Genomic DNA, 25347 nt, shown 5'->3' on the forward strand with positions numbered 1-25347 from the left:
GTCGCGGGCCGTCAGGCCTGGGGCGGAAGGGCCGCGATCATCGGGTCGTCCTTCTCGATGACGCCCATCTTCGCGGCACCACCGGGCGAGCCGAGGTCGTCGAAGAACTCGACGTTCGCGCGGTAGTAGTCCTTCCACTCATCGGGGACGTCGTCCTCGTAGTAGATGGCCTCCACCGGGCAGACCGGCTCGCAGGCACCGCAGTCCACGCACTCGTCGGGGTGGATGTACAGGGAGCGGCTGCCCTCGTAGATGCAGTCCACGGGACACTCCTCGATGCATGCCCGGTCCTTGACGTCGACGCATGGCTGAGCGATCACGTAGGTCACTTCGAGGGTGTCCTTCCACTTCCGGACTTAAGGATCATGCACGATGCGGACCGCGGTACGAACCCGGCGGCGCGATCCTAGTATCTCCCGGGAGACCCGCAGATCCCCACCGGTCTCACGCAGCGGAAAGGGAACCTGAGTGACATTCGCTACACCGCCGCCTCCGACGGGCGGCTGGCGCGCACTCCGACCCGGCACCCGGGCGGTCGTGCGGCGCCGGCTCACGCCCTCGGGCCCCGTGGTGTCCGACGGCGGAACGGCACACCGCTGGACGGATCTGATCGGCTTCGTCGTCGAGGTGTCCGACGCCGGCCTGCGGCTCCGCACCGATCCGGTGCCCGGCCGCGGGGAGCCGGAAGAGGTCACCGTCGCGGCCGCCGACATCGAGACCGCCAAGCCGATCCCGCCGCGGCCCGTCAGGCGTTCTGGTCCACCCAGATGACGCCCGTCGGGCACATGCTCACTGCCTCCTGCACGGCGAAGTCGAGCTCCGGGCCCGGGCGCTCGTCCAGCAGGATGACCCGGTCGTCGTCGTCCTGACCGAACACCTCGGGGGCGAGCAGCACACACTGGCCGGCGCCGCAGCAGGCGTCCTGGTCCACGTTGATCTTCATGGGAACACTCTCCCTACCCGACACCCACTTCGCCTAATCGGCGGCCGGGAAACCCGGGCACATCACAGGCGCCGAACGTAGGAGTAGCCGCCCTCTCGCTGCCGAGAAGGCGACCACTCCTATGTTCGACGGATCAAAGGCGCCGTCAGGCGTTGGCCACCAAGCCCAGCTCAGCAACGCTTGTGAGGTGCGCGTGCTTGGGCACTATCCGGACCGTGTAGCCGAACGGGCCGGACGTGTCCAGGTCCACCTCGCCGCCGAACGCGTGGCGCCCGGCCTCGTAGGACTCGGTGAGCGCGAGCGGCTCGGCGGCGAACTCCTCGATGACGTCGGCCTCCGTGACGCGGCCGTGCACCACCTGGACGTCCACGTCGTCGGGCGACAGCGCGCCCAGCGACACGTACGCCCGCACGGTGAGCCGGTCGCCGACCTGCACCGCCTCGCCGATCCCCGCGGACTCCACGTGGTCCACCCGCACCTGGGACCACGAGCTCCGCACGTGCTCCTTCCAGCCCGCCAGGTCCTTCGCAGTGGCGAACCCGTCGGTGGCGAGCAGCCGGCCGGCCTCGGCGGCCGGGGCGTACAGGCCGTGCACGTACTCGGAGACCATGCGCGTGGCCTGCACCTTCGGGCCGAGCGTGGCGAGCGTGTGCCGCACCATCTCGAGCCAGCGGCCCGGCACGCCGTCGGTCCGGTCGTAGAACGCGGGCGCCACCTGGGACTCGACCAGGTCGTACAGCGCGGCGGCCTCCAGGTCGTCCCGGCGGTCGGCGTCCTCGACGCCGTCGGCGGTCGGGATGCCCCAGCCGTTCTCGCCGTCGTACCACTCGGCCCACCAGCCGTCCTCGATGGAGAGGTTCAGGCCGCCGTTGAGCGCGCTCTTCATGCCGGAGGTCCCGGAGGCCTCCAGCGGCCGCAGCGGGTTGTTCAGCCAGACGTCGCAGCCCGGGTACAGCGACTGCGCCATGCCGATGTCGTAGTTCGGCAGGAAGACGATGCGGTGCCGCACCTCGGGGTCGTCGGCGAACCGGACGAGCTGCTGGATGAGCCGCTTGCCCGAGTCGTCGGCCGGGTGCGACTTGCCCGCCACGACGAGCTGCACGGGCCGCTCGGGGTGCAGCAGGAGCGCCTTGAGCCGGTCCTGGTCGCGCAGCATGAGCGTGAGCCGCTTGTAGGTGGGCACGCGGCGCGCGAAGCCGATGGTGAGCACGTCGGGCGACAGGATGTCGTCGACCCAGCCGAGCTCGGCCGGGGACGCCCCGCGCTCGCGCCAGGACTTGCGCACCCGGCGCCGGGCCTCGGCCACGAGCTCGCCGCGCAGCTCACCGCGCAGGGCCCACAGCTCGGCGTCGGACACCCTGCTCGGGTCGAGCCAGCCGGCCGACGCCTCGGGCGCCGTGATCTGGTCCAGCCCCATCCGCTCCGCCTCCACGGCGGCCAGCCGTGGCGCGACCCAGGTGGGCGAGTGCACGCCGTTGGTGACCGACCTGATCGGCACCTCCCGCGCGTCGAACCCCGGCCAGAGCCCCTCGAACATCTCCCGGGAGACCTGGCCGTGCAGCAGCGAGACGCCGTTCGCCCGGCCGCCGAGCCGCAGGCCCATCACCGCCATGTTGAACACCGTCGGGTCGCCGCCGTCGTAGTCCTCGGAGCCGAGCGCCAGGACGCTCTCCAGCGGCACGCCGTCCATCGCGTTGTCGCCGCCGAAGTAGGTGCTGACCAGGTCCTTCGGGAACCGGTCGATACCGGCGGGGACGGGCGTGTGCGTGGTGAACACCGTCGCGGCGCGAACCGCCTCGTGCGCCTCGCCGACACTCAGGCCGGACCCGACGAGCTCGCGGATGCGCTCCACCCCGAGGAAGCCGGCGTGGCCCTCGTTGGTGTGGTAGACCTCCGGGTCCGGCGCCCCGGTGAGGCGCGACCAGGCACGCAGCGCGCGCACGCCGCCCACGCCGAGCAGCAGCTCCTGCTGCAGGCGGTGCTCGCCGCCGCCGCCGTAGAGGCGGTCGGTGACCTTGCGGGACGTGTCGTCGTTCTCGGGCACGTTCGAGTCGAGCAGCAGCAGCGGCACGCGGCCGACGGCTGCGACCCAGATGTGCGCGTGCAGCTTGCGGCCGCCGGGCAGGTCGAGCGAGATGAGTGCGGGCGTGCCGTCCTCCTCGCGCAGGACCGCGAGCGGCAGGCCGTCCGGGTCGAGCAGCGGGTACGTCTCCACCTGCCACGCGTCACGGGTCAGCGACTGCCGGAAGTAGCCGGCCCCGTACAGCAGGCCGACGCCGACGATGGGCACGCCCATGTCGGAGGCGCTCTTCAGGTGGTCGCCCGCCAGGATGCCGAGGCCGCCCGAGTACTGCGGCAGGACCGAGGTGATGCCGAACTCCGGCGAGAAGTAGGCGATGGCGCGCGGCAGCTCGCCGCCCGACGTCGCCGTCTGGCCCTGGTACCACTGCGGGTCCCGCAGGTAGCGGTGGAGGTCGTCCGACGCCGCGCGTACCCGGCCGGTGAACGACTCGTCGGCGGCGAGCGCCGACAGCCGTTCGGAGCCGAGCGCGGCGAGCAGCGCCACGGGATCGCCCCGGACGTCGGACCAGAGCTCTGGGTCGATGCTCGCGAACAGCTCGCGCGTCGGCGCGTGCCAGGACCAGCGAAGGTTCTGGGCCAGCTCGTCGAGCGCCGCGAGCTGCTCGGGGAGGACCGTGCGGACGGTGAATCTGCGGATCGCTCTCACTGGACGAAGACTACGCACATGTCCGGGCGAGCACATCCCGCCTGGTGGGATATGCGATCCGGTCTGCGCGACGTCCTCACGACGGCGTCGTCACGGCGTCGTCACGGCGTCGTCAGCACGGCATCGCCGCGGACCTCCACAGGACAGTTTCGAAACCCGGCGCGCCCGAAAGGCGAGTCCCCCGTATCGGTCGATAGCGTGTTCCGGTGAGCCCGTACTCGACTCCCGGCCGGATCGGCCGAATCCCCGTCCTCGAGGTCTCCCCCGTCGTCGAGGCCGGACGGTGGCCGGCGAAAGCCGTGGTCGGGGAGGTGGTCCCGATCGAGGCGACGGTCTTCCGCGAGGGGCACGACGCCGTCGCCGCGACGGCGGTGCTGGTCGCCCCGGACGGAACCGACCACTCGTGGGCCCCGATGGTCGACGTCTCCCCCGGCCTGGACCGCTTCCGCGGTTTCCTGCAGCCCGATGCCGAGGGCGACTGGTCGTTCCGGGTGGAGGGGTGGTCGGACCCGTACGCGACCTGGGTGCACTCCGCTGGAATCAAGATCGCCGCGGGCATCGACGTCGAGCTGATGCTCGCGGAGGGCGTGCGGCTGTTCGACAGGATCTGCCGCCTGGTGCCGGAGGACGCACTGGTCGCCCGGGGCCGCACCACTCGTGCCGCGCGGGCCCTGACTGCGGCACGGCGGGCGCTGGGCGACGCCTCCCGGCCGGCGGAGGCCCGGTTCGCCGTGGCGACGTCGCCCGAGGTCACCGAGGCCCTGCGGCGGGCGCCCCTGCGTGAGCTGGTCTCGGCGTCGGACACCTACCCGCTGCGGGTGTCCCGGCAGCTGGCGCTGGCCGGGGCCTGGTACGAGATGTTCCCCCGGTCGGAGGGGGCGTACCAGAAGAAGGACGGCACGTGGGTGTCCGGCACGTTCAGGACCGCTGCCAAGCGGCTGCCCGCCATCGCGGCGATGGGGTTCGACGTCGTCTACCTGACGCCTATCTCCCCCATCGGCACCACGTTCCGCAAGGGCCGCAACAACTCGCTGGAGGCTGAGCCCGGCGACCCGGGCAGCCCGTACGCGATCGGGTCGGCGGACGGCGGGCACGACGCCATCCACCCGGACCTGGGGACGGAGAAGGACTTCAAGGCCTTCGTCGCGGCGGCCCGCGCCCAGGGGCTGGAGGTGGCGCTCGACATCGCCCTCAACGCGTCACCCGAGCACCCCTGGATCACCGAGCATCCCGAGTGGTTCGTCATCCGCGCCGACGGGTCCATCGCCTACGCGGAGAACCCGCCCAAGAAGTATCAGGACATCTACCCGCTCAGCTTCGACACCGACCCCGATGGTCTGTACGCGGCGATGCTGGACGTCTTCCGCACGTGGATCGACCGGGGCGTCACCCTGTTCCGGATCGACAACCCGCACACCAAGCCGGTCAACTTCTGGGAGTGGCTCCTCGCGGAGGTGCACGCGACGAACCCCGAGGTCATCTTCCTGTCGGAGGCGTTCACCAAGCCGGCGATGATGCAGACGCTGGCGCGGGTCGGCTTCCACCAGTCGTACTCCTACTTCACCTGGCGCAACACGAAGGAGGAGATCGAGGAGTACCTGGCCGAGGTCAGCGGGCCGCAGGGCTCGGTGCTGCGCCCGTCCTTCTGGCCCACCACCCACGACATCCTGCCGCCCTACCTGAGCGAGGGCGGCGTCGCGGCCTTCGCCGTGCGCGCGGTGCTGGCCGCCACGGGCTCGCCCACCTGGGGCATCTACTCGGGCTACGAGCTCGTGGAGAGCACCCCGCGGCCCGGCGCCGAGGAGCAGATAGACAACGAGAAGTACGAGTACCGGCCCAGGGACTGGGAGCGCGCCGACGAGTACGGGATCGCGCTGCTGCTGGGCAAGCTCAACGAGATCCGCCGGGCGCACCCCGCGCTCCAGCAGCTGCGAAACCTGACGATCCATCCGACGACGAACAGCAACGTGGTGGCGTTCTCGCGCCGGATCCCCGCTGATCGTCTCCCGCGCGCGACAGCGAAGCCCCAGGGCCGCACCATGAGTGCAGGGGGCAACGATCGGCGTGCCCCGCGGCACGACGACGTGGTCGTGGTCGTGCTGAACCTGGACCCCCGGAACGCACAGGAGTCTGTAGTGGACCTGAACCTTTCCGCCCTCGGCCTCCGTGCTCCCGAGGGCGATGACAGCGCACCCTTCTTCGTGGCGCACGACCTGTTGTCCGGCGAGACCTACGGCTGGGGAGCCCATCCCTGGGTCCGGCTCGACCCGCAGGTCCGCGTGGCACACGTCCTCCAGGTGGGTCCGGCATGACGACCTTCGGACCGGGTGGCCCCGCCGTCGGGCCGCCAGAGGGTTATCCGCTCGGCGCCGAGGGCGCACAGCCCGAGCGGCCCAGCATGCCGAACCCGCCGTCGGTGCCCGTGCCGGTCCAGGCGCTGCCACCCCGGCGGCAGCCGCGCCTGGACGCCCGGCGCAAGGGCCTGGCGCACGACCCCGAGTGGTACAAGAAGGCAGTCTTCTACGAGGTGATGATCCGGTCGTTCTCGGACTCGGGAGACAACGGCACGGGCGACCTGCGCGGCCTCGTGGAGCGGCTCGACTACCTGGAGTGGCTCGGCATCGACTGCCTGTGGCTGCCGCCGTTCTTCCCGTCGCCGCTGCGCGACGGCGGGTACGACGTCGCGGACTTCACGGCCGTCTCGCCGCAGTTCGGCACCATCTCGGACTTCAGCGACCTGATCGCCGCCGCGCACGAGCGCGGCATCCGCGTGGTGATCGACCTGGTCATGAACCACACCAGCGACGCCCACCCGTGGTTCCAGGCCTCGCGCGCCGACCCCGAGGGCCCGTACGGCGACTTCTACGTGTGGAGCGACGACCCCACGCGGTACGAGGGCGCGCGCATCATCTTCGTGGACACGGAGACGTCGAACTGGACGTTCGACCCGGTGCGGCGGCAGTACTTCTGGCACCGGTTCTTCAGCCACCAGCCCGACCTGAACTTCGAGAACCCGCGCGTGGTCGAGGCGATGCTCGACGTCGCGCGGTTCTGGCTGCAGCTGGGCGTGGACGGCTTCCGCCTGGACGCGGTGCCGTACCTGTTCGAGTCAGAGGGCACCAACTGCGAGAACCTGCCCGAGACGCACGGGTTCCTGCGCACGGTGCGGCGCATGGTGGACACGGAGTTCCCCGGCCGCATCTTGCTCGCCGAGGCCAACCAGTGGCCGGCGGACGTCGTCGAGTACTTCGGCACGGACGACGAGCCCGAGTGCCACATGTGCTTCCACTTCCCCGTGATGCCCCGCATCTTCTACGCGATCCGCGACCAGCGGGCCCGTCAGCTGCTGGAGATCCTCGCGGACACGCCGGCCATCCCGGCGGGCGGGCAGTGGAGCACGTTCCTGCGCAACCACGACGAGCTCACCCTGGAGATGGTGTCCACGGAGGAGCGCGCGAGCATGTACGGCTGGTACGCCCCCGACCCGCGGATGCGGGCCAACGTGGGGATCCGGCGGCGGCTCGCGCCGCTGCTGGACAACGCCCGCAAGGAGATCGAGCTGGCCAACGCGCTGCTGCTCTCGCTGCCCGGCACCCCGTGCCTGTACTACGGCGACGAGATCGGCATGGGCGACAACATCTGGCTGCCCGACCGTGACGCGGTACGCACCCCCATGCAGTGGACGCCGGACCGCAACGCCGGCTTCTCCACCGCCGACCCGGGCAAGCTCTACCTGCCGCTCGTCCAGTCGCTCGTGCACCACTACCAGCACACGAACGTCGAGGCGCAGCTCGCGCAGCCGACGTCGCTGCTGCACTGGATGCACAACATGCTGGCGTTCCGGCGCCTGCACCCCACGTTCGGGACCGGCGACTTCACGGCGCTCGACTGCAACGACGAGTCGGTCATCGCGTTCACCAGGTCCTCCGCCGAGGAGACCATCCTGGTGGCCGCCAACCTGTCCGCCACGGCGCGCTCGTCGACCATCAAGCTGCCCGGATACGCCGGCTGGACGCTCACGGACGTGTTCGGCGGGGCCGGGTTCCCGAGCGTCGGCGACGACGGGATCCTGACCATGACGTGGGGTGCGCGCGACTTCTACTGGCTGGTGCTGGCGCCACCGGCGCGTGCTGGATCGGCGGAGCCGGCAGGGCAGGCGGGAGCGGTGTGAGCGCGGCGCGACACGTCAGCGTCTCCCCCGGCGCCGCGCACCTCCCCCCGGAGGTGCTGCGGCTGCTCGACACGTGGCTGCCCCAGCAGCGCTGGTACCCGGTGCCCGCCGAGGGGGTGACGCACGAGCCCTGGCTCACCGTCACCTTCCCGGGGGTCGCCGACGTCGTCGTCGCCCTCCTGCGGCTGGCCGGCCCCGGCCTCGCCGCGGGCTCCGACTCGCTGGTGATCCAGGTCCCGCTGGTCCTGACCCCCACAGCGGAGCCGGAGGCCGACACCGCCGAGACCGAGGCGGCGGGCCTGATCGGCACGGTGACGACGGCGTCGGGCACGGCCACCGTGCACGACGGCGGGGCCCACCCGACCGCCTGGCACGCCTACCTCGCCACCGCCCTCCCCGAGGCCTGCGAGCCGGCGGACTGCGCGGAGATGGCGGGCGCGAGACGCATCTCCGGCGAGCAGTCGAACACGTCGGTGATGCTTCCCGCGCTGTCCGCGCACGGTGGTCGCGGCGGGATGCTCAAGATCCTCCGGACCGTCGCGCTGGGCCCACATCCCGACGTCGTGATCCCGGAGGCCCTGACCCGGGCCGGCTGGGACGGCGTGCCCCGGTACCTCGGCGCCGTCCCCCTGCCCGTGCCGGACGACCTCGACGCCGAGCCGCTCGCCCACCTCGCCGTGCTCTCCGAGCTGGTCACCGACGCCACCGACGGCTTCGAGCTCGCCTGCGCGTACGCCTCGCGCGACGAGGACTTCGGGGAGCGGGCCGCTGAGCTCGGGGCCGTCGTCGCACAGCTGCACGCAGTGCTGCTCGAGGCGCTCGGCCCGGGCCCCGGGCTCGAGCCCGCGAGCTTCATGGGGGTGCTGCGGCGCCGCGCCGCCGAGGCGTTCGCCGACGTACCGGACCTGGCCCCGCACCGCGCGGGCGTCGCCGCGCTGTTCGACGCCGTGAGCGACCGCCTGTCCGCCGTCGTCGAGCGCACCGGCGGGCTCGTGCCCCTGCAGTCCATCCACGGCGACCTGCACCTCGGCCAGGCGCTCTACTCGCCGGGCGGCTGGAAGGTGCTCGACTTCGAGGGCGAGCCGCAGCGCCCCGTGGCCGAACGGGTGGCGCCCGACCTGCCGCTGCGCGACGTCGCCGGGCTGCTCCGGTCGCTCGACTACGCGGCGGCCGTCGGGCAGGCGACCGACCCCCACTGGGCGGGGCACGCCCAGATCAGCTTTCTCGAGGGGTACCGCGAAGCGCACGAGGGAGCGGTGCCCGCGACGTCGGGCAGCGAGCTCTCCGTCGCCACCGCCGAGCTGCTGCTGCGCGCGCTCGTCCTGGACAAGGCGCTGTACGAGGTGGTCTACGAGTTCCGGCACCGGCCCGCGTGGATGCACATCCCGCTGACCGCTGTGGAACGCGTCCTCGCTTCGTGACCCCTACCAGCCCAGACGTGTCGCACGTCACCTGCTCCCCATGGAAAGGTGAACCCATGGCAGATCTGCCCGACGTCGACCTCGAGGTCCTGACCGCTATCGCGTCCGGAACCCACCACGATCCGCACACCGTGCTCGGCCCCCATCTGCTCGATGGGTCCCGGGCGGTGGTCCGCGCCTTACGGCCGCTTGCCGACGAGGTGGTGGTGACCACCTCCGGCCCGGCCGGTGACACGGAGGTGGCCGCGACGCACCAGGGCGCGGGGGTGTGGACCGCCGTCGTGCCCACGACCGAGGGCCCGGACGGGAGCGGACACGCTCCCGACTACCGCATCCGCACCCGGTCGGGCACGGACACCTGGACCTCCGACGACCCGTACCGGTTCCTGCCCACCCTCGGCGAGGTGGACCTGCACCTGATCGGCGAGGGCCGGCACGAGCAGCTCTGGCAGGTGCTCGGCGCCAACCTGCACCGGTACCCGAGCGCGACGGGCGATATCGCCGGCGTCGCCTTCGCCGTGTGGGCGCCCAACGCCCGCGGCGTACGGCTCGTGGGCGACCACAACGGCTGGGGCGGCACGCACCCCATGCGGTCGCTCGGGTCCACAGGTGTCTGGGAGCTCTTCGTGCCCGACGTCGGCCCAGGCCTGCGGTACAAGTACGAGATCCTGGGGGCCGACGGCGTCTGGCGCGCCAAGGCGGACCCCCTCGCCAAGGCGACGGAGCTGCCGCCCGCGACGGCGAGCGTCGTGACCGCCTCGAGCCACGAGTGGCACGACGACGCGTGGATCGCCGCGCGGACGGCGACCGACCCGCACTCCGCGCCGCTGAGCGTGTACGAGGTGCACCTGGGCTCGTGGCGGCCCGGCCTCGGCTACCGCGAGCTCGCGGAGCAGCTGACCGCCTACGTGAGCGAGCAGGGGTTCACGCACGTCGAGCTGCTGCCCGTCGCGGAGCACCCGTACGGAGGCTCGTGGGGCTACCAGGTCACCAGCTACTACGCGCCGACCTCGCGGTTCGGCTCGCCCGACGACTTCCGCCACCTCGTGGACCGGCTCCACCAGGCGGGGATCGGCATCATCCTCGACTGGGTGCCCGCGCACTTCCCGCGCGACGAGTTCGCCCTCGCCCGCTTCGACGGCTCGCCCCTGTACGAGCACCCCGACCCCCGGCGCGGCGAGCAGCAGGACTGGGGCACGCTGATCTTCGACTTCGGCCGGCGGGAGGTGCGCAACTTCCTGGTGGCGAACGCGACCTACTGGTTCGAGGAGTTCCACGTCGACGCGCTGCGCGTGGACGCCGTCGCCTCGATGCTCTACCTCGACTACTCCCGCAACGAAGGCGAGTGGGCCCCCAACGTGCACGGCGGGCGGGAGAACCTCGAGGCCATAGCGTTCCTGCAGGAGACCAACGCGACGGCCTACCGGCGCACGCCTGGCGTCATGATGATCGCCGAGGAGTCGACGGCGTTCCCCCAGGTCACCGGCCCCACCTCCAGCGGAGGGCTGGGCTTCGGCCTGAAGTGGAACATGGGCTGGATGAACGACACCCTCCGCTACCTGGCCGAGGACCCGTACAACCGGCGCTACCACCACGGCGAGCTCACGTTCTCGCTGGTGTACGCGTTCACCGAGCAGTTCGTGCTCCCGATCAGCCACGACGAGGTCGTCCACGGCAAGGGGTCGCTGCTCGGGAAGATGCCGGGCGACCGGTGGCAGCAGCTCGCGGGCGTGCGGTCCTTCCTCGCCTACCAGTGGACCCATCCGGGCAAGCAACTGCTGTTCATGGGGTGCGAGTTCGCGCAGGAGACCGAGTGGTCCGAGTCGGACGGGCTGCCGTGGCACCTGCTCGGCGACGCCGGGCACGCGGGCGTGCAGCACCTGGTCCGGGACCTGAACGCGCTCTACCGCGCGACGCCGGCGCTGTGGGAGCTGGACTTCGACCACACCGGGTTCGAGTGGCTCGAGGGTGACGACGCCGACCACAACGTGCTGGCCTACGTACGCCGGTCACGCTCGGGCGACCCGGTGGTGGTGGTCGTGAACTTCGCGGGAGTACCCCACGAGGGCTACCGGCTGCCGCTGCCGACGATCCCCCGGACCACGCTCGGCACACAGGCCGAGGCCGAGGCCGAGGTCCAGGCGAGCTCGGGTGATCCGGAGCACCCGGTGTGGCGCGAGGCTCTCAACACTGACGCGACGGTGTACGGCGGTTCGGGCGTGGGCAACATGGGTCAGGTCCAGGCGGAGCCGATCCCCCACCACGGCCGAAACTGGTCGGCCTCGGTGCGAGTCCCTCCGCTCGGCGCCCTCGTTCTTGTCCCCGCCCGGCCCGAACCTGTCGGCGACGATGTGGTGGCCGCGGCACAGTCCACCCCCCGCGGAGACTGATACCCCGGGGACTGTGTTGCGGTGAGTAGACATCGTCTACTCACCGCAACACGCTCAGCGGACTAACTGTCTCCCCGCCGGTGGCCCCTCAGCCCCTCAGTAGAGGCTGATCGCCAGGCGCTTGCGCGCCTTGCTCACCCGCGGGTCCCCCGTGCCGGCGAGCTCGAAGAGCTCCAGCAGTCGAACGCGGAGCTTCTCCTTGTCGTCGGCGTCGGCGCCGGGCAGCAGGTCGAGCAGGCGGGCGAACGCGTCGTCCACCTTGCCGCCCAGCATGTCCAGGTCGGCGACGGCGAGCGCTGCGTCGACGTCGGACGGCGCGTCCGCCGCGGCCTTGCGCGCCGCGGCGAGGTCGGCGTCCCGGGTGCGCTGCATGAGGCGCACCTGCGCGAGGCCGGCCGTCGCGTCCGAGTCCTTGGGGTCCTGCCGCAGGGCCTTCTCGTAGGCGGCCACGGCGGCGTCGAGGTCGTCGCGCTCGATCGCGTCGTACGCCTCCTGGTGGAGCGGCGGAAGCGGGGGCAGCTGCTCGGCCTCGGCCTCGGCCGCCGCGGGTGCGGCGCCCGGGACCCGGCCGTTGACGCCGTTCTGCTCGGCGGCCGCCAGGACCTGGTCCAGCACACCGCGGATCTGCTGCTCCTCCGCGGCGCCCTGGAACAGCGGCAGGGGCTGGCCCTGCAGGACGGCCACCACCGTCGGCACACCCTGCACCTGGAACGCGGCGGCGACCTGCGGGTAGGCCTGCGCGTCGACGCGGCCGAGGAGGAACCGTCCGCCGTACTCGTCGGCGAGGCGGCCCAGCGTGACGCCCAGCTCGGCGTTCGCCTGGTCGGTCGGGATCCAGATCAGCATCACCACCGGATAGGTGGACGAGTCACGAACCAGCTGCTCGAAGTTCGCCTCGCTGACGTCCACGACGAAGCCGCCGGCTTCGGGCGCGCCGCCTGGTTCACCGGGCGGCGGTGCCTGGGGTCGGTTGAGGGCGGACAGGTCGACGGCGCCGCGCACCGCGAACTCGGGCTGTGCGCTCCGGGCGGGCCCGGGCTGAGGGGACGGACTGCTCATGGGGGCAATCCTAATGACCGTGTCGGCGCTCACCCGCCGACTCCGCTCTCAGCGAGAATCGGCGAGCGGCGTCCCGACCTGGTTCTTGCGGTCAGTCGTTCGAGACGTCGTAGGGCACCCGGTGGTGGCCGACCGCGGTGATCTGGACATCCGAATCCTTGGGCGGCACGTACAGGGCCACCATGTCCCGGTAGGCGATCCGCACCACGTTGGTCCGCTCGGCGGAGCCCCACAGCGCCCTGGCCGACGGCGTGGGCGGGCCGAGCTGCCAGTTCTCCTCCGCCCGGACCGTCTCCTGGCTGGCCAGAGCCCCGAGGACCAGTGCGCCGCCGTCGACCGTACGGACCGCCTTGACCGGGTCGTTCGTGCGCTCGTACTCGATCTCGAAGGTGCCCCTGCCGTCCTTCTCCTCGATGGCGTCGACCTGGAGCTTGCCGTACGACCGGATCAGCCGGCGGACGTAGTCGTCGGCGAAGCCCTCGGCGTACCGCGAGCGCTCGTCGTGCGTCAGCACCGACGCGTACTGCGCGACTGCCGCCTCGGGCGTCGCCTTGAGCGTCGTGTCGTCCACCGCTACCGCCGGGCTGCCGAGGGCAGCCTCCGCGAAGCGGGGCATGGTGATGTCCGGCAGGAGCTGGACGTAGCCCCAGAGCTTGTACTGCTCTCGTGCGGATGCCTGCTCGAAGGCCGCGAGGACCGGCGTGCCCTTGCCCTTCGGCGTGACCCCGATGCCGTAGCTGCTGCGCGGCCAGCCCTGCTCGGAGGGCAGCACCACCTGCTGCATCTCCAGCGACAGGTTGGTCAGCAGCTTGTCGTCGCCACGGGCCGCGGCGAGCTCCAGCTCGGCCTCGCGCAGGGCGAGCGCAGGCCCGGACAGGCGTGCGGCCAGCGAGCTCGCCTCGTCGGCCTGGTCCGCCTCCGCCACGACGGTCGAGACCCGGTCCAGGATCTTCAGCTCCTGGGTCTCGCTGACCACCGCCGCGACCACCGGCGCGTCGGCCTCGGGCGTGGGGGGCTCGGTCGTGCAGCCGGCGACCAGCACCGCGACGGCGCCGGCCACGGCCAGGTGGGCGGCGCCCCGCCGTCGGGCGCCCTGCTGACGGGTCGTGGAAAGAGCTTCGGAAAGCGGCAAGGGTGGCCTCCGTAGGTTCACGGAGGCCACCCTAGCGGCGGCGGCTGATCGGCTCGCCGGCCTGATCAGCCGTTCGAGACCGAGCTCGGCACGTGCTCGTAGCCGACCAGGCTGACCTGGTCGTCCGAGTCCTTGGGCGGCACGTACATCGCGACGATGTCCTTGTAGTTGACCTCGACGACGTTGCTCACGTCGGCGTCGCCCCAGAGCGCCTGGGTCGTCTCGGTCGGCGGGCCGATCTCGCAGCCCTCCTCCTTGGCGGTGATCGTCTCCTGGCTGATCATCGCCGCCATCACGAGAGCACCGCCGTCCGCCGTGCGGACCGACTTCACCGGATCCTTCGTCGGCTCGTACTCCACCTTGAAGTCGCCACCGCACTTCTCCTTGTTGATGGCGTCGACCTGGAGCTTGCCGTAGTCCCGGAAGAACTGGCGCAGGTCGTCGTCGGTGAAGGTGTCGGCGTACTTCGAGTCCTTGTCGACCGTGAGCACCGACGCGTACTGCTTGATCGCGTCGGCAGGTGTCACCTTGAGGCTCGTGTCGTCCGGCGGGACGGCGGGACTGCCCAGCTGGGCCTCGGCGAACCGCGGCATGGTCACGCCGGGCAGCAGGCGCACCCAGCCCCACAGCTTGTACTGGTCGCGCGCGGTGGCCTGGTCGAAGGCCATGAGCACCGGCGTCGTGAGGTCCTTGGGCTGCACCGTGATGGCGAAGCTGCTGCGCGGCCATTCCTGGTCCGACGGCAGGATGACCTGCTGCATCTCCATGCTCAGGTCGGTCAGCGGCTCGCTGTCCTTGCGGGCGCCGGCGACCTTGAGCTGCGTCTCACGGATGTCGAGCGCGGGCCCGGTCAGACGCGAGCTGAGGGACTTCGCCTCGCTGGACTTGGTCACCTTGCCGACGACGCTCGCCACGTCGTCCAGGATCTTGCGCTCCTGGGACTCCGTGACGACCGCCTGCGCGACGGGTGCTTCCGGCGTCGGGGTCGGCAGCTCCTCGGCGCAGCCGGTGAGCAGACCCGTGGCGAGCACGGTTGCCACCACGGCCGTGACGCGGGTCGTGGTGCGTCTCATGAGTTACCTCCGTCGTTCCCGGTGACGCCCCAGGTCTGGCGCCACGCGGCGGCCCGGCTGTTCGGGGTCTCCGGCTCGGGCTCGGGCTCCGGTTCAGGTTCGGACGCGGGCACGGTGGGCATGGCGCCCGTCGCGGCCCTGAGCTGCGCCTGCTCGCGCAGGCGCATCTCGCGTCGGGTCAGTGGCTTGCCCGACGTCGCGGGAGCGGCCGGCTCGGCCCGTGCGGCGGCCGGCGCCTGGGGCGACGCCGGTGCCTGTTCGGGCGCTGCGCCGCCGAACGGCGTCCGCTCTGCCGGGGGCTGTCCGGTAGGCACGGGCGCTCCGGGTGCCTGGCCCCGGCGACGCCGGATCCCGCGGACGGACGCCGCAGGGGCGGCGACCGGTTCGGGAGCCTGCTCGGGAACCGGGGGCGGAGTGATGGGAGCCGCTCCGCCGAACGGGGCCGGTGCACCCCAGGTGCGCGTGTGGTCCTGTTCGGGTTCGGGCAGACCCCGTTCCGGAGGCCGTACGGGTTCGCGCCCGGGCCTGCTGCGCTCGGGCCTGCCGCGCTCGGGCCTGTCGCGGCCCGGCGGCTCCTGGCCGGCCGGCGGGTAGACCGCCGTACCGCCGTCGGCAGGGTTGCCCAGTGCGGGCGGGAAGCCTGCGGGCGGCTCGTGCGCGGCAGGGCTCGACTGGTCGCCGTCCACCTCGAAGACCGTGTCCCGGCGCGACAGCTCCGAGTCGGCCTTCCGGGTACGGCCGGCGGACGACGAACGTCCCTTGCCGGAGCCGCGGTTCTTACGACGTGCGCCGATCGCCAGGAAGACGCCGAGGATCAGGAGGAAGCCACCGCCCAGAACACCCGGCCACAGGAACGGAGTGTTCACGGGACGCGGCCAGGTGAACTCCAGCGTGGGCGCCTGTGCACCCTCGCCGACGCCTGCGGCCAGCAGGACCGTGCGGCCGGGCTGCTCGGTCCAGCGCATCTGGACGGAGGTCTCGCCACTCACCTCGGAGATCCACATGTCGGATCCAGCGGGATCAGGACCGGTGCCCGGCTTCTCGCCCGGCTCCTCTGCCTCTTCGCCCTCTGCCGCTTCCCCCTCGGGGGCGGCACCGGTACCCGGGGCGACGCTCAGCGTCTCCCAGGAGGACAGGCCAGTCACCGAGTCGTAGGGGTCCTGGCCCACCCAGCCGAGCACGTCGACGTCGGACCCGAGCGCGAGCGTGACCTTCTGCCCCTCCGGGACAGTGGCTCGCACGGTCACCTGGTCGTCGACCAGGCCAAGTACGCCGGGCTCGGTCACGACCATGGTTCCGTCGCCGCTGGGGGTCGCGGTCGCGACAACTGTGTCGGACTCACGCAGGACGGTTGCCGTCGCAACCCCATAACCGATCCCGCCGAGTCCGGCAAGGATCAGGAGGATTGCCAGAAAGCGTTGCACCACCGATTCCCTTCGAATTTTGGGCGCGCGGCCCGTCGATCAGGTGGATGTTCCAGCATAGGGACCGAACGAGGAGCCCTGTCCAATGACGGGCGTGCTTGTGCGGTTCGGTCGGGATTCTCACCCTTCCTTCACTGAGCGCGCCTGAACCGCTACCGGGTCTCGCGAGCTGGATCGCGCGGGCCAGGCCGCGCGGGCCAGCGAGAGTATTCCATGCAATACGTACATTGCATCCGCTAGCGGGAGTATCCACATCCGCACAAGGCACGTATCCTGGGCGCCGGACGGCCGGTATAAGCCGCGTCCCAGGGGGGAGCCTGACCCGCGCCTCACCAAGTTCCGACACTGGAGGTCTGCACCGTGTCCGACGAGCGCTCGCTCTTTCCGACTGCAATGCGCGGATACGACCGCGATCAGGTGCATGCGCACCTGGACCGGTTGAATCACGCCCTCGAAGAGGCACGGCGCCAGGTCGAGGCCTCTGACGGCCGCGCCATGCAGCTCACGCAGGACCTCACCGACGCCAAGCGCAATCTGCGCGAGACCGAGAAGCCTTCGTACGCCGGCCTCGGCTCCCGCATCGAGCTGCTGCTGCGTTCGGCCGAGGACCAGTCGACCGACATCATCAACCAGGCCAACCAGCAGGCCGCGGACATCATGGCGCGGGCGAAGCTGTCCGCAGGGCAGGTGCGCTCGCGCGCCGAGTCCGAGGTCGCCGAGATGCTCGCCAGCGCCCGCCGCGAGGCCGAGGAGATCCGCACCACGATGGCGGCGGAGGCCGAGGGTCACCTGCTGGCCGCACAGCGCCGCGCCGAGGAGCTCGTGGGTTCCGCCGAGCGCGAGTCCGCGCAGATCGCCAGCGCCATCAACGCCGAGGAGAGCGAGCGCCGGGCCAGCCTCGAGCGCGAGCTCGGCACCCTGCGTTCGACCGTCGAGCGCGAGACCACCGAGCTGCGCGTCAAGACCGAGGCGGACGCCGCCAAGCTCCGCTCCGAGGTCGCCGCCCAGACGAGCGAGCAGCGCGAGTCCGCCGAGCGCGACTCCTCCGCGATGCTGTCCAGCGCCCGGGCCGAGTCCGAGCAGATCCTCTCGGAGGCACGCCGCCAGGCGGCCGAGGCGGCCAACGCGGTCACCACCGAGATGGAGGAGCTGCGCGAGCAGGCCCGTGCGGCACTCGCCCAGGCCGAGCTCGACATCGCCACCCGCAAGGAGAGCGTCGAGAAGGAGCTCGCCGAGCGGCACGAGACGGCGAAGTCCGAGATGGCCAAGCTGGTCAGCACTGCCGAGGAGCACGCCGCAGAGGCCGAGAAGCGCGTGGCGGTGGCGCTCGAGCAGTCGGAGAAGATCCGCTCGGAGTCCGACGTCTACGTCAAGGACCTCGTGGCAGACGCCCGCAAGTCCGCGGACCGCATCGTGGCCGAGGCCAGGGAGTTCGCGGAGCAGACGATCGACGACGCTCGCGCCGAGGCGGAGTCGAGCCGGTCGGCCGCGCAGCACCAGCTCGAGGACCTGACCCGTCAGCACGACTCGATCAACTCGTACCTGGACGAGCTGCGCGGCATGCTCGGTACGCCGACCGAGGCCGCTCCGGCCAAGCCCGCCCTGCCGTCGAAGCCGAAGGGCATGTCCGGGGCGACCCCGGCACAGCAGGCCCGCTTCGCCGTCGTCGGCGACGGCACCGAGGCCGAGCCCGAGCTCGCCGAGTCCACCGACACGGGCTCGATGCCCGCGTCGATCCCGCCGAGCAACCCGACGCCCGTGCCCGTCGGCACGGCGACCGTGGTCATCCCGTCGGTCAAGGGCACCAAGGCGAGCACGAAGGCCGGCCAGCCCGCCGAGAGCGCGGACGCCGAGGAGTCGGTCGCCGAGAAGGCCGGCGCCTCGAAGTAGCCGCCTGCTGAGGTTGTTCCGCGAAGTAGAGCGCCTGTCCGGGTGTCCCTGGCAACACCAGGGACACCCGGACAGGCGCTCTACTTCGCGGAGCTCGGCGTGCTGGTCAGCGGTGCGCCACCACATGGCCGTGCAGCAGCCCCAGGGCCGCGGCGACGGCCTGTGGGTCCTCGACGACGCTCATGTGGCCGACGCCGGGCACGAGGGTGAGCGATCCGTCACCGGCGGAGAGCCTGGCGGACGTACCGGCTGCCTTGACCATGTGCTCCGCCTCGGCGAGCGGCGTGATGGTGTCCTCCGCTCCCACCACCACGGAGACCGGCGCGTCGAACCGCTCGAGCACCGCCGTCCGGTCCGGGCGGGCCGCCATCGCGCGCTGTGCCCAGGCGACACCTGCGGGCGACTGCGCGCGGATCCACAAGTCCAGCACCGGGAAGAGGTGCCGCCGGCGTTCGGTGGTCGTCGCACCCACCAGGGCGGCGGGCATGCTGAGGACGGCGTCGACCGTCTGGCTGGCTTCTACCGCGGCGGCGATCCGGAGGCGCTTGGCACGCGCCTCCTCGGTGTCCGCCGTCGACTTGGTGCTCACGAGCCCGAGTCCCGCGACGAACCCTGGGTGCCGCTCGGCAAGGGCGAGCGCCACGTACCCGCCCATCGAGTGCCCGACGACCACCGCGTTTCCCTCACCGGCCTCGACCATGGTCCGGTGAACCCAGTCGGCCGTGTGGTCGATGCTCGGCTGGAATCCGTCGAGGTCGCTGTGCCCCGCGCCCGGCAGGTCGACGCCGATGGCCCGGGTACCCGGAGGAAGGAACGCGGCACAGGCCGCCCACATGCGGTGGTCGAGCGGGAAGCCGTGCAGCAGCACGAGCGGCACTCCGCCGCCGTCGTGCAGCGTGAAGGTGGCCAGGGTCTGTGAGGTCATCGTCGTCCTCCTGTGGTGGGTGCTGTAGTGGTGAGGCCGCTCAAGAAGCCCCTACGGGTCCGTCCCAGTGCGTCGGCAGCGGCAGCGGATGGTCGGGCAGCACGTGCGCCACTATCTCGTTCAGCGCGCGGGCGACTGCCGGCTCCCCCACCCACAGGTGCTTGGCTCCGTCGACGCCGATCACCTCGGCCTGCGGCACGCGCGCGAAGCGGCGGCGAGCCTCCTCCGGCCGGAGGTAGTCGTCGAGCTCCGGCACGAGGACCACGAGGGGCTTCCCGAACGCGGCCCAGCGGTCCAGGTCCTCGTCGGTCGCGCGGTGCAGCGGCGGCGACAGGAGGATCGCGCCCTCGATGCTCGGGTCGGTGCCGTGCTTGAGCACCAGCTCGGTGCCGAAGGACCAGCCGACCAGCCACGGCCGCGGCAGCCCCCGGAACTCGGCGAGCTCGATCGCCGCCGCGACGTCGTACCGCTCGGCGTCGCCGCCGTCGAACGCGCCCTCGCTCGTACCGCGCGGGGACGAGGTGCCGCGCGTGTTGAACCGCAGGACGGCGAGGTTCGCCAGGGCGGGCAGGCGCCAGGCGGCCTTGCGGTACACGTGGGAGTCCATGAACCCGCCGTGCGTGGGCAGCGGGTGGAACGTCAGCAGGCTGGCCGACGGCTCGCTGTCCGCGGGCAGCGCCAGCTCGCCCACGAGCGTCAGGCCATCGGCGGTGTGCAGCTCGACGTCCTCCCGCTGCGCGGGCAGGACGGTGAGCGAGCGGATCTGGTGGGTCGTCTGGCCGGAAGCCTCGTCCGGCGTCGCTTCGGTGGTCATCGATCCCATTGTCGCCCCGCTACCCGTCCGTGGGCTCACCGCAGGTTCGCGCGGCGCTGCCAGCAGCTGCTGTGCCAGTGCCGGCGACCGTCCAGACCCGCTTCGGGACCGCCGAGGACGTCCGTCTTCCACGCGACGACGTGCGCGGTCCCTGGCGTTACCTCCTGGCGGCAAGCAGGGCAGACGTACGTCTTGTCGGACGAACGGATGCGCTGCACCACCCACTCGCCGTCCGCCGCCGACTCGCTGCGACGGCCACCCGTAGCCCGATCGACATCGAGGGGGACGTGGTCCGCGGCATACGGACGCTTGCTGGAGCGGCGGTTCGACGGCATGGCAACTATTCTTCCGCAGGGCGGAGCGGATCGCTCGAACCCCGCCCAAGAACTGCTTGCATCGCGCATCACACTGCCTGGGAGCCCCACCCAACTCCGCCCGCTAGAGTGTGGCGGTCCCCAGCAAGGCGCAAACCCGACCGAAGGACTACTTGTGAAGCACCGCACAACTGCCGGCCTGGCAGCCGTCGCGCTGGCAACTATCGCGCTCACCGGCTGCGCAAGCCAAGACGGCTCCGGGGACGGCGGCAACGCTGCCGCCTCCAACGGAAACGTCTGCGAGGTGAAGGCCGCGCCTGAGCCCTCGCCCGCCCCCAGCCCGTCCGAGGCCGACGTCAAGGCCGTCGACGCGATCAAGGTCGCCGGCCCCGTCGGCAAGGAGCCGAAGGTCACGTTCAAGGCACCGCTGAAGGTCGCCGGCCCGACGTCCCGCGTGGTCGACGAGGGCACCGGCGAGGAGCTCGTCGAGGGCGCCCAGGTGACCATCAACTACGTGGTGATCGCGGGCAAGGACGGCAAGACGAGCGGCTCGACGTGGGAGACCAAGAAGCCTGAGACGTTCACGCTCGGCGACCCGCAGTACGACCTGCTCAACGACCGCCTGATCGGCCAGAAGGTCGGCACGCGCCTCGTCATGGCGAGCACCGCGATGGACCAGACCATCCAGGTCACGATGGTCGAGGTCGCCGAGGTCAAGGAGATCCCGACGCGCGCCGAGGGCACCGAGGTCGCCCCGAAGGACGGCCTGCCCACCGTCGCGCTCGCTGACAACGGCCAGCCGACCGTCACCATCCCGAAGAACTACGAGGCACCCACCGAGCTGGTGGTCCAGCCTCTCGTCGAGGGTGACGGCGCAGAGGTCACCAAGGACCAGACGGTCACCGTCCAGTATGCGGGCTGCCTGCTCGACGGCACGTCGTTCGACTCCTCGTGGAGCCGCGGCACCCCGACGTCGTTCCCGCTGAACGGCGTGATCCCGGGCTGGACCAACGGCATCGCCGGCCAGAAGGTCGGCAGCCAGGTGCTGCTCGTCGTCCCGGCGGACCAGGGCTACGGCGACCAGGAGAACGGCGCCATCCCCGCGAACTCGACCCTCGTGTTCGTCGTCGACATCCTCGAGGCCAAGGCCGCCTGACCTCCCGGCCCGTCCGCGCGCGGACGGTCTGAGACCTCGCGCACTCCGCGTGCGCATCGCCGCTGGTCACGGCCTGGACGTGGCGGGTACCCGAACCGGGTGCCCGCCACATCTCGTAGTGTCTTCCCATGACCTCGACAGACCTTCCCGCCGCTGAGCCCGCTCCCGTGCCGGAGCGCGAGGTGCTCACCTGGGAGACCTTCCCCGACGCGGTGCGCGACCTCGCCCACAAGGTCGTCGACAGCGGGTTCGTGCCCGACGTGGTGGTCGCCGTCGCGCGCGGCGGCCTGGTGCCCGGCGGTGCCATGGCGTACGCGCTCGGCACCAAGGGCGTCGGCACGCTGAACGTCGAGTTCTACACGGACATCGGCCAGACGCTGGACGACCCTCGTGTGCTGCCGCCCCTCATGGACACGTCCGAGCTCCCGGGCGCCAAGGTCCTGGTGGTGGACGACGTCGCCGACTCCGGCCGCACCCTGGCCCTCGTCATGGACCTCCTGGAGAAGCAGGGCGCCGAGGCTCGCTCCGCCGTGCTGTTCACCAAGCCCCGCACGATCATCCAGCCCGACTACTCGTGGAAGGACACCGATCTGTGGATCACCTTCCCGTGGTCCGCCGAGCCGCCGGTGACCGGCGCGCGGTCGATCGACGCGTGAACCGCTGAACGCCGGCGCGCAAAGAGGCCCGGAACCGCAGAAGTCTGCGGTTCCGGGCCTCTGTCAGCCGCTACTGGCGACGGCCTCCCGACACGAGGTCAGAAGTCCCAGTCGTCGTCCTCGGTCTCCACTGCCTTGCCGATCACGTACGACGAGCCGGACCCCGAGAAGAAGTCGTGGTTCTCGTCCGCGTTCGGCGAGAGCGCCGCGAGGATGGCCGGGTTGACGTCGGTGTCCTCCTTCGGGAACAACGCCTCGTAGCCCAGGTTCATCAGGGCCTTGTTGCCGTTGTACCGCAGGAACTTCTTGACGTCGTCGGTCAGCCCCAGCTCGCCGTAGAGGGAGTCGGTGTACTCCTCCTCGTTCTCGTACAGCTCGAAGAGCAGGCCGAACGTGTAGTCCTTGAGGTCTGCCTGCTCGGCCTGGGTCAGCTTCGCGAGGCCCTTCTGGTACTTGTAGCCGATGTAGTACCCGTGGACCGCCTCGTCACGGATGATGAGGCGGATCAGGTCGGCGGTGTTCGTGAGCTTCGCCCGCGAGGACCAGTACATCGGCGCGTAGAAGCCGGAGTAGAACAGGAACGACTCGAGCATCGTCGAGGCGACCTTCCGCTTCAGCGGGTCGTCGCCCCGGTAGTAGTCGAGGACGATCTCTGCCTTCTTCTGCAGGTTCGCGTTGTTCTCGGACCACTCGAACGCCGCGTCGATCTCCGGCGTCGACAGCAGGGTCGAGAAGATCGACGAGTAGCTCTTCGCGTGCACGCTCTCCATGAAGGCGATGTTGGTGTACACCGCCTCCTCGTGCGGAGTGATCGCGTCCGGGATCAGGGACACCGCGCCGACCGTGCCCTGGATGGTGTCCAGGAGCGTCAGTCCGGTGAACACCCGCGAGGTCATGGTCTTCTCGTGCTCCGAGAGGGTGTTCCACGACTGGATGTCGTTGGAGACCGGAACCTTCTCCGGCAGCCAGAAGTTGCCGACCAGACGGTCCCAGACCTCGGCGTCCTTCTCGTCCTCGAGGCGGTTCCAGTTGATCGCTGTCACGCGATCGATGAGCTTGAGCTTGCCGGTTGGCGACATGGGAGTTCCTTCAGGAGCAGCGGGACGGGCGAGACTGGCGGCGGGAACCGGTCAGAGCATGCAGGAGACGCAGCCCTCGATCTCGGTGCCCTCCAGTGCCAGCTGACGCAGGCGGATGTAGTACAGGGTCTTGATGCCCTTGCGCCACGCGTAGATCTGCGCCTTGTTGACGTCGCGCGTGGTGGCGGTGTCCGGGAAGAACAGCGTGAGGCTCAGGCCCTGGTCCACGTGCTGCGTCGCGGCGGCGTACGTGTCGATGATCTTCTCGTAGCCGATCTCGTACGCGTCCTGGTAGTAGTCCAGGTTGTCGTTCGTCATGTACGGCGCCGGGTAGTAGACGCGGCCGAGCTTGCCTTCCTTGCGGATCTCGATCTTGGCCGGGACCGGGTGGATCGACGACGTCGAGTTGTTGATGTAGCTGATCGAACCCGTCGGCGGCACGGCCTGGAGGTTCTGGTTGTAGATGCCGTGCTCGATGACCGAGGCACGCAGCTCACGCCAGTCGTCCTGCGTCGGGATCGACACCCCGGCGTCGGAGAACAGGCGCGCGACGCGCTCAGTGGCCGGCTTCCACTCCTGCTCGACGTACTTGTCGAAGTACTCGCCCGTGGCGTACTTCGAGTCCGCGAACCCACCGAACTTCTTGTTGCGCTCGATCGACAGGCGGTTGGACGCCCTGATCGCGTGGTACGCGACGGTGTAGAAGTAGATGTTGGTGAAGTCGATGCCCTCTTCGGAGCCGTAGTGGATGCGCTCACGAGCGAGGTAGCCGTGCAGGTTCATCTGGCCGAGGCCGATGGCGTGCCCCTGCTGGTTGGCCAGCTTGATCGACGGGACCGACTCGATCGACGTCTGGTCGCTCACCGCGGTCAGCGCGCGGATAGCGGTGTCGATCGTGCGGCCGAAGTCCGGCGAGTCCATCGCCTTGGCGATGTTCAGCGAGCCCAGGTTGCAGGAGATGTCCCGGCCGACCTCGCTGTACGAGAGGTCCTCGTTGAACGTCGACGGGGTCGACACCTGCAGGATCTCCGAGCAGAGGTTGGAGTGCGTGATGCGGCCCTTGATCGGGTTCGCCGCGTTCACCGTGTCCTCGAACATGATGTACGGGTAGCCGGACTCGAACTGCAGCTCCGCGAGCGTCTGGAAGAAGTCGCGTGCGCTGATCGTCGTCTTGCGGATGCGGTCGTCGGCCACGAGCTCGTCGTACTTCTCCGAGATGGAGATGTCGGCGAACGGCACGCCGTAGATCCGCTCGACGTCGTACGGGCTGAACAGGTGCATGTCAGCGTTCTTCTTGGCCAGCTCGAACGTGATGTCCGGGATGACCACGCCGAGCGAGAGCGTCTTGATGCGGATCTTCTCGTCCGCGTTCTCCCGCTTGGTGTCGAGGAACCGCATGATGTCGGGGTGGTGCGCGTGCAGGTACACGGCGCCGGCGCCCTGACGCGCACCGAGCTGGTTCGCGTAGGAGAAGGAGTCCTCCAGGAGCTTCATCACGGGGATGACGCCCGAGGACTGGTTCTCGATGTGCTTGATCGGCGCACCGTGCTCGCGGATGTTGCTCAGGAGCAGTGCGACGCCGCCGCCGCGCTTGGAGAGCTGCAGCGCGGAGTTGATGCTGCGCGCGATGGACTCCATGTTGTCCTCGATGCGCAGCAGGAAGCAGGACACGGGCTCGCCGCGCTGCGCCTTGCCGACGTTGAGGAAGGTCGGCGTCGCCGGCTGGAACCGCCCGGCGACGACCTCCTCGACGATGTCGCGCGCAGTCTGCTCGACGCCGTCGGCCAGGCCGAGCGCGACCATGGCGACGCGGTCCTCGAAGCGCTCCAGGTACTTCTTGCCGTCGAACGTCTTGAGCGTGTACGAGGTGTAGTACTTGAAGGCGCCCAGGAACGTCTCGAAGCGGAACTTCTTCGAGTACGCGAGCTGGAAGAGCTCCTTGACGAACGCACCTGAGTACTTCTCGAGCACGGTGGGGTCGTAGTACTTGGCCTCGACGAGGTGCTCAAGCTTGGCTTCGAGCGACTCGAACTCGACGGTGTTCGGGTTCACGTGCTGCAGGAAGTACTGGCGGGCCGCCTCGCGGTCCTTCTCGAACTGGATCTTCCCGTCCGGCCCGTACAGGTTCAGCATCGCGTTGAGCGAGTGGTAGTCCATCTGGATGCTCTCCAG

20 protein-coding genes are annotated in these 25347 nt (G+C 70.5%); 8 read left to right on the forward strand and 12 right to left on the reverse strand.

Features of this window, described 5'->3' with window-relative positions; translation table 11 throughout:
• Positions 1-11 precede the first annotated feature (11 nt).
• Positions 12-329, reverse strand: a complete 318-nt coding sequence (gene fdxA, locus ACFO6V_RS27225) for a ferredoxin (RefSeq protein WP_020017584.1) — start codon at positions 327-329, stop codon at positions 12-14.
• Positions 330-468: 139 nt separating this feature from the next.
• Here fdxA and ACFO6V_RS27230 point away from each other — a divergent pair, with 139 nt between their 5' ends.
• Complete coding sequence (locus ACFO6V_RS27230; RefSeq protein ID WP_377142068.1) at positions 469-771, forward strand: hypothetical protein; 303 nt, start codon at positions 469-471, stop codon at positions 769-771.
• On the opposite strand, the gene ACFO6V_RS27235 is transcribed toward ACFO6V_RS27230, so the two are convergent.
• Complete coding sequence (locus ACFO6V_RS27235; RefSeq protein WP_377142071.1) at positions 746-943, reverse strand: ferredoxin; 198 nt, start codon at positions 941-943, stop codon at positions 746-748. The two genes, ACFO6V_RS27230 and ACFO6V_RS27235, sit on opposite strands and share 26 nt — an antisense overlap.
• Positions 944-1088: 145 nt before the next feature.
• Positions 1089-3671 (reverse strand): alpha-glucan family phosphorylase, encoded by a 2583-nt coding sequence (glgP, locus tag ACFO6V_RS27240; RefSeq protein ID WP_377142074.1) that lies wholly within the window; start codon positions 3669-3671, stop codon positions 1089-1091.
• 206 nt (positions 3672-3877) lie between these two features.
• Here glgP and ACFO6V_RS27245 point away from each other — a divergent pair, with 206 nt between their 5' ends.
• The 4 genes from ACFO6V_RS27245 (at position 3878) to glgB (ending at position 11653) form a co-directional block, all read left to right on the forward strand.
• A complete protein-coding gene (locus ACFO6V_RS27245; protein ID WP_377142077.1) occupies positions 3878-5983 on the forward strand; it encodes an alpha-1,4-glucan--maltose-1-phosphate maltosyltransferase in 2106 nt (701 codons plus the stop codon).
• A gap of 86 nt (positions 5984-6069) precedes the next feature.
• Positions 6070-7842 (forward strand): maltose alpha-D-glucosyltransferase, encoded by a 1773-nt coding sequence (gene treS, locus ACFO6V_RS27250; protein WP_377142346.1) that lies wholly within the window; start codon positions 6070-6072, stop codon positions 7840-7842.
• Positions 7839-9263 (forward strand): maltokinase N-terminal cap-like domain-containing protein, encoded by a 1425-nt coding sequence (locus ACFO6V_RS27255; protein WP_377142080.1) that lies wholly within the window; start codon positions 7839-7841, stop codon positions 9261-9263. The genes treS and ACFO6V_RS27255 overlap by 4 nt, the downstream gene beginning before the upstream one ends.
• Before the next feature lie 56 nt (positions 9264-9319).
• Positions 9320-11653: a 1,4-alpha-glucan branching protein GlgB gene (gene glgB, locus ACFO6V_RS27260; RefSeq protein WP_377142082.1), complete on the forward strand. Its 2334-nt coding sequence runs from the start codon at positions 9320-9322 to the stop codon at positions 11651-11653.
• 96 nt (positions 11654-11749) lie between these two features.
• On the opposite strand, the gene ACFO6V_RS27265 is transcribed toward glgB, so the two are convergent.
• The 4 genes from ACFO6V_RS27265 to ACFO6V_RS27280 form a co-directional block, all read right to left on the reverse strand.
• Positions 11750-12712 carry a tetratricopeptide repeat protein gene (locus ACFO6V_RS27265; protein WP_377142085.1) on the reverse strand — a complete coding sequence of 321 codons (963 nt, stop codon included), beginning with the start codon at positions 12710-12712 and terminating at the stop codon, positions 11750-11752.
• Between the two features lie 91 nt (positions 12713-12803).
• Positions 12804-13844, reverse strand: a complete 1041-nt coding sequence (locus ACFO6V_RS27270; RefSeq protein WP_377142088.1) for a DUF8094 domain-containing protein — start codon at positions 13842-13844, stop codon at positions 12804-12806.
• Between the two features lie 65 nt (positions 13845-13909).
• Positions 13910-14917 carry a DUF8094 domain-containing protein gene (locus ACFO6V_RS27275; RefSeq protein WP_377142091.1) on the reverse strand — a complete coding sequence of 336 codons (1008 nt, stop codon included), beginning with the start codon at positions 14915-14917 and terminating at the stop codon, positions 13910-13912.
• Positions 14914-16341, reverse strand: a complete 1428-nt coding sequence (locus ACFO6V_RS27280) for a hypothetical protein (protein WP_377142094.1) — start codon at positions 16339-16341, stop codon at positions 14914-14916. The genes ACFO6V_RS27275 and ACFO6V_RS27280 overlap by 4 nt, the downstream gene beginning before the upstream one ends.
• A gap of 360 nt (positions 16342-16701) precedes the next feature.
• Here ACFO6V_RS27280 and ACFO6V_RS27285 point away from each other — a divergent pair, with 360 nt between their 5' ends.
• On the forward strand, positions 16702-18231 hold the full coding sequence (locus ACFO6V_RS27285) for a DivIVA domain-containing protein (protein WP_377142097.1): 1530 nt from the start codon (positions 16702-16704) through the stop codon (positions 18229-18231).
• A 106-nt stretch (positions 18232-18337) separates the two neighbouring features.
• On the opposite strand, the gene ACFO6V_RS27290 is transcribed toward ACFO6V_RS27285, so the two are convergent.
• The 3 genes from ACFO6V_RS27290 to ACFO6V_RS27300 are packed head-to-tail and all read right to left on the reverse strand — an operon-like array spanning position 18338 to position 20305.
• Positions 18338-19156: an alpha/beta fold hydrolase gene (locus ACFO6V_RS27290; protein ID WP_377142100.1), complete on the reverse strand. Its 819-nt coding sequence runs from the start codon at positions 19154-19156 to the stop codon at positions 18338-18340.
• 40 nt (positions 19157-19196) lie between these two features.
• Entirely contained in the window at positions 19197-19970 is a 774-nt protein-coding gene (locus ACFO6V_RS27295; RefSeq protein ID WP_377142103.1) for an alpha/beta hydrolase, read from the reverse strand.
• 35 nt (positions 19971-20005) lie between these two features.
• On the reverse strand, positions 20006-20305 hold the full coding sequence (locus ACFO6V_RS27300; protein WP_377142105.1) for a hypothetical protein: 300 nt from the start codon (positions 20303-20305) through the stop codon (positions 20006-20008).
• A 154-nt stretch (positions 20306-20459) separates the two neighbouring features.
• Between ACFO6V_RS27300 and ACFO6V_RS27305 the strand changes: the two genes are divergently transcribed.
• Complete coding sequence (locus tag ACFO6V_RS27305; RefSeq protein WP_377142108.1) at positions 20460-21440, forward strand: FKBP-type peptidyl-prolyl cis-trans isomerase; 981 nt, start codon at positions 20460-20462, stop codon at positions 21438-21440.
• Between the two features lie 128 nt (positions 21441-21568).
• Positions 21569-22096 carry a phosphoribosyltransferase gene (locus ACFO6V_RS27310; RefSeq protein WP_377142111.1) on the forward strand — a complete coding sequence of 176 codons (528 nt, stop codon included), beginning with the start codon at positions 21569-21571 and terminating at the stop codon, positions 22094-22096.
• 98 nt (positions 22097-22194) lie between these two features.
• Here the strand turns inward: ACFO6V_RS27310 and nrdF are convergent, their stop codons facing one another.
• Together nrdF and nrdE are read right to left on the reverse strand one after the other, a co-directional pair.
• The gene (nrdF, locus tag ACFO6V_RS27315; RefSeq protein ID WP_357510839.1) at positions 22195-23175 is read right to left on the reverse strand and encodes a class 1b ribonucleoside-diphosphate reductase subunit beta; all 981 of its coding nucleotides are present in this window, start codon (positions 23173-23175) and stop codon (positions 22195-22197) included.
• A gap of 51 nt (positions 23176-23226) precedes the next feature.
• Complete coding sequence (gene nrdE / locus ACFO6V_RS27320) at positions 23227-25332, reverse strand: class 1b ribonucleoside-diphosphate reductase subunit alpha (protein WP_377142114.1); 2106 nt, start codon at positions 25330-25332, stop codon at positions 23227-23229.
• Positions 25333-25347: the final 15 nt, after the last annotated feature.

It is taken from the genome of Promicromonospora alba (genome assembly GCF_042654905.1).
GTDB lineage: Bacteria > Actinomycetota > Actinomycetes > Actinomycetales > Cellulomonadaceae > Promicromonospora > Promicromonospora alba.

What these genes read in the sequence shown, in the direction of transcription:
- ACFO6V_RS27235 (WP_377142071.1), bottom strand. Translation starts at nt 943, where the DNA reads ATGAAGATCAACGTGGACCAGGACGCCTGCTGCGGCGCCGGCCAGTGT.
- treS (WP_377142346.1), top strand. Translation starts at nt 6,070, where the DNA reads ATGCCGAACCCGCCGTCGGTGCCCGTGCCGGTCCAGGCGCTGCCACCC.
- glgB (WP_377142082.1), top strand. Translation starts at nt 9,320, where the DNA reads ATGGCAGATCTGCCCGACGTCGACCTCGAGGTCCTGACCGCTATCGCG.
- ACFO6V_RS27265 (WP_377142085.1), bottom strand. Translation starts at nt 12,712, where the DNA reads ATGAGCAGTCCGTCCCCTCAGCCCGGGCCCGCCCGGAGCGCACAGCCC.
- ACFO6V_RS27275 (WP_377142091.1), bottom strand. Translation starts at nt 14,917, where the DNA reads ATGAGACGCACCACGACCCGCGTCACGGCCGTGGTGGCAACCGTGCTC.
- ACFO6V_RS27290 (WP_377142100.1), bottom strand. Translation starts at nt 19,156, where the DNA reads ATGACCTCACAGACCCTGGCCACCTTCACGCTGCACGACGGCGGCGGA.
- ACFO6V_RS27295 (WP_377142103.1), bottom strand. Translation starts at nt 19,970, where the DNA reads ATGACCACCGAAGCGACGCCGGACGAGGCTTCCGGCCAGACGACCCAC.
- ACFO6V_RS27300 (WP_377142105.1), bottom strand. Translation starts at nt 20,305, where the DNA reads ATGCCGTCGAACCGCCGCTCCAGCAAGCGTCCGTATGCCGCGGACCAC.
- ACFO6V_RS27310 (WP_377142111.1), top strand. Translation starts at nt 21,569, where the DNA reads ATGACCTCGACAGACCTTCCCGCCGCTGAGCCCGCTCCCGTGCCGGAG.
- nrdF (WP_357510839.1), bottom strand. Translation starts at nt 23,175, where the DNA reads ATGTCGCCAACCGGCAAGCTCAAGCTCATCGATCGCGTGACAGCGATC.
- nrdE (WP_377142114.1), bottom strand. Translation starts at nt 25,332, where the DNA reads ATGGACTACCACTCGCTCAACGCGATGCTGAACCTGTACGGGCCGGAC.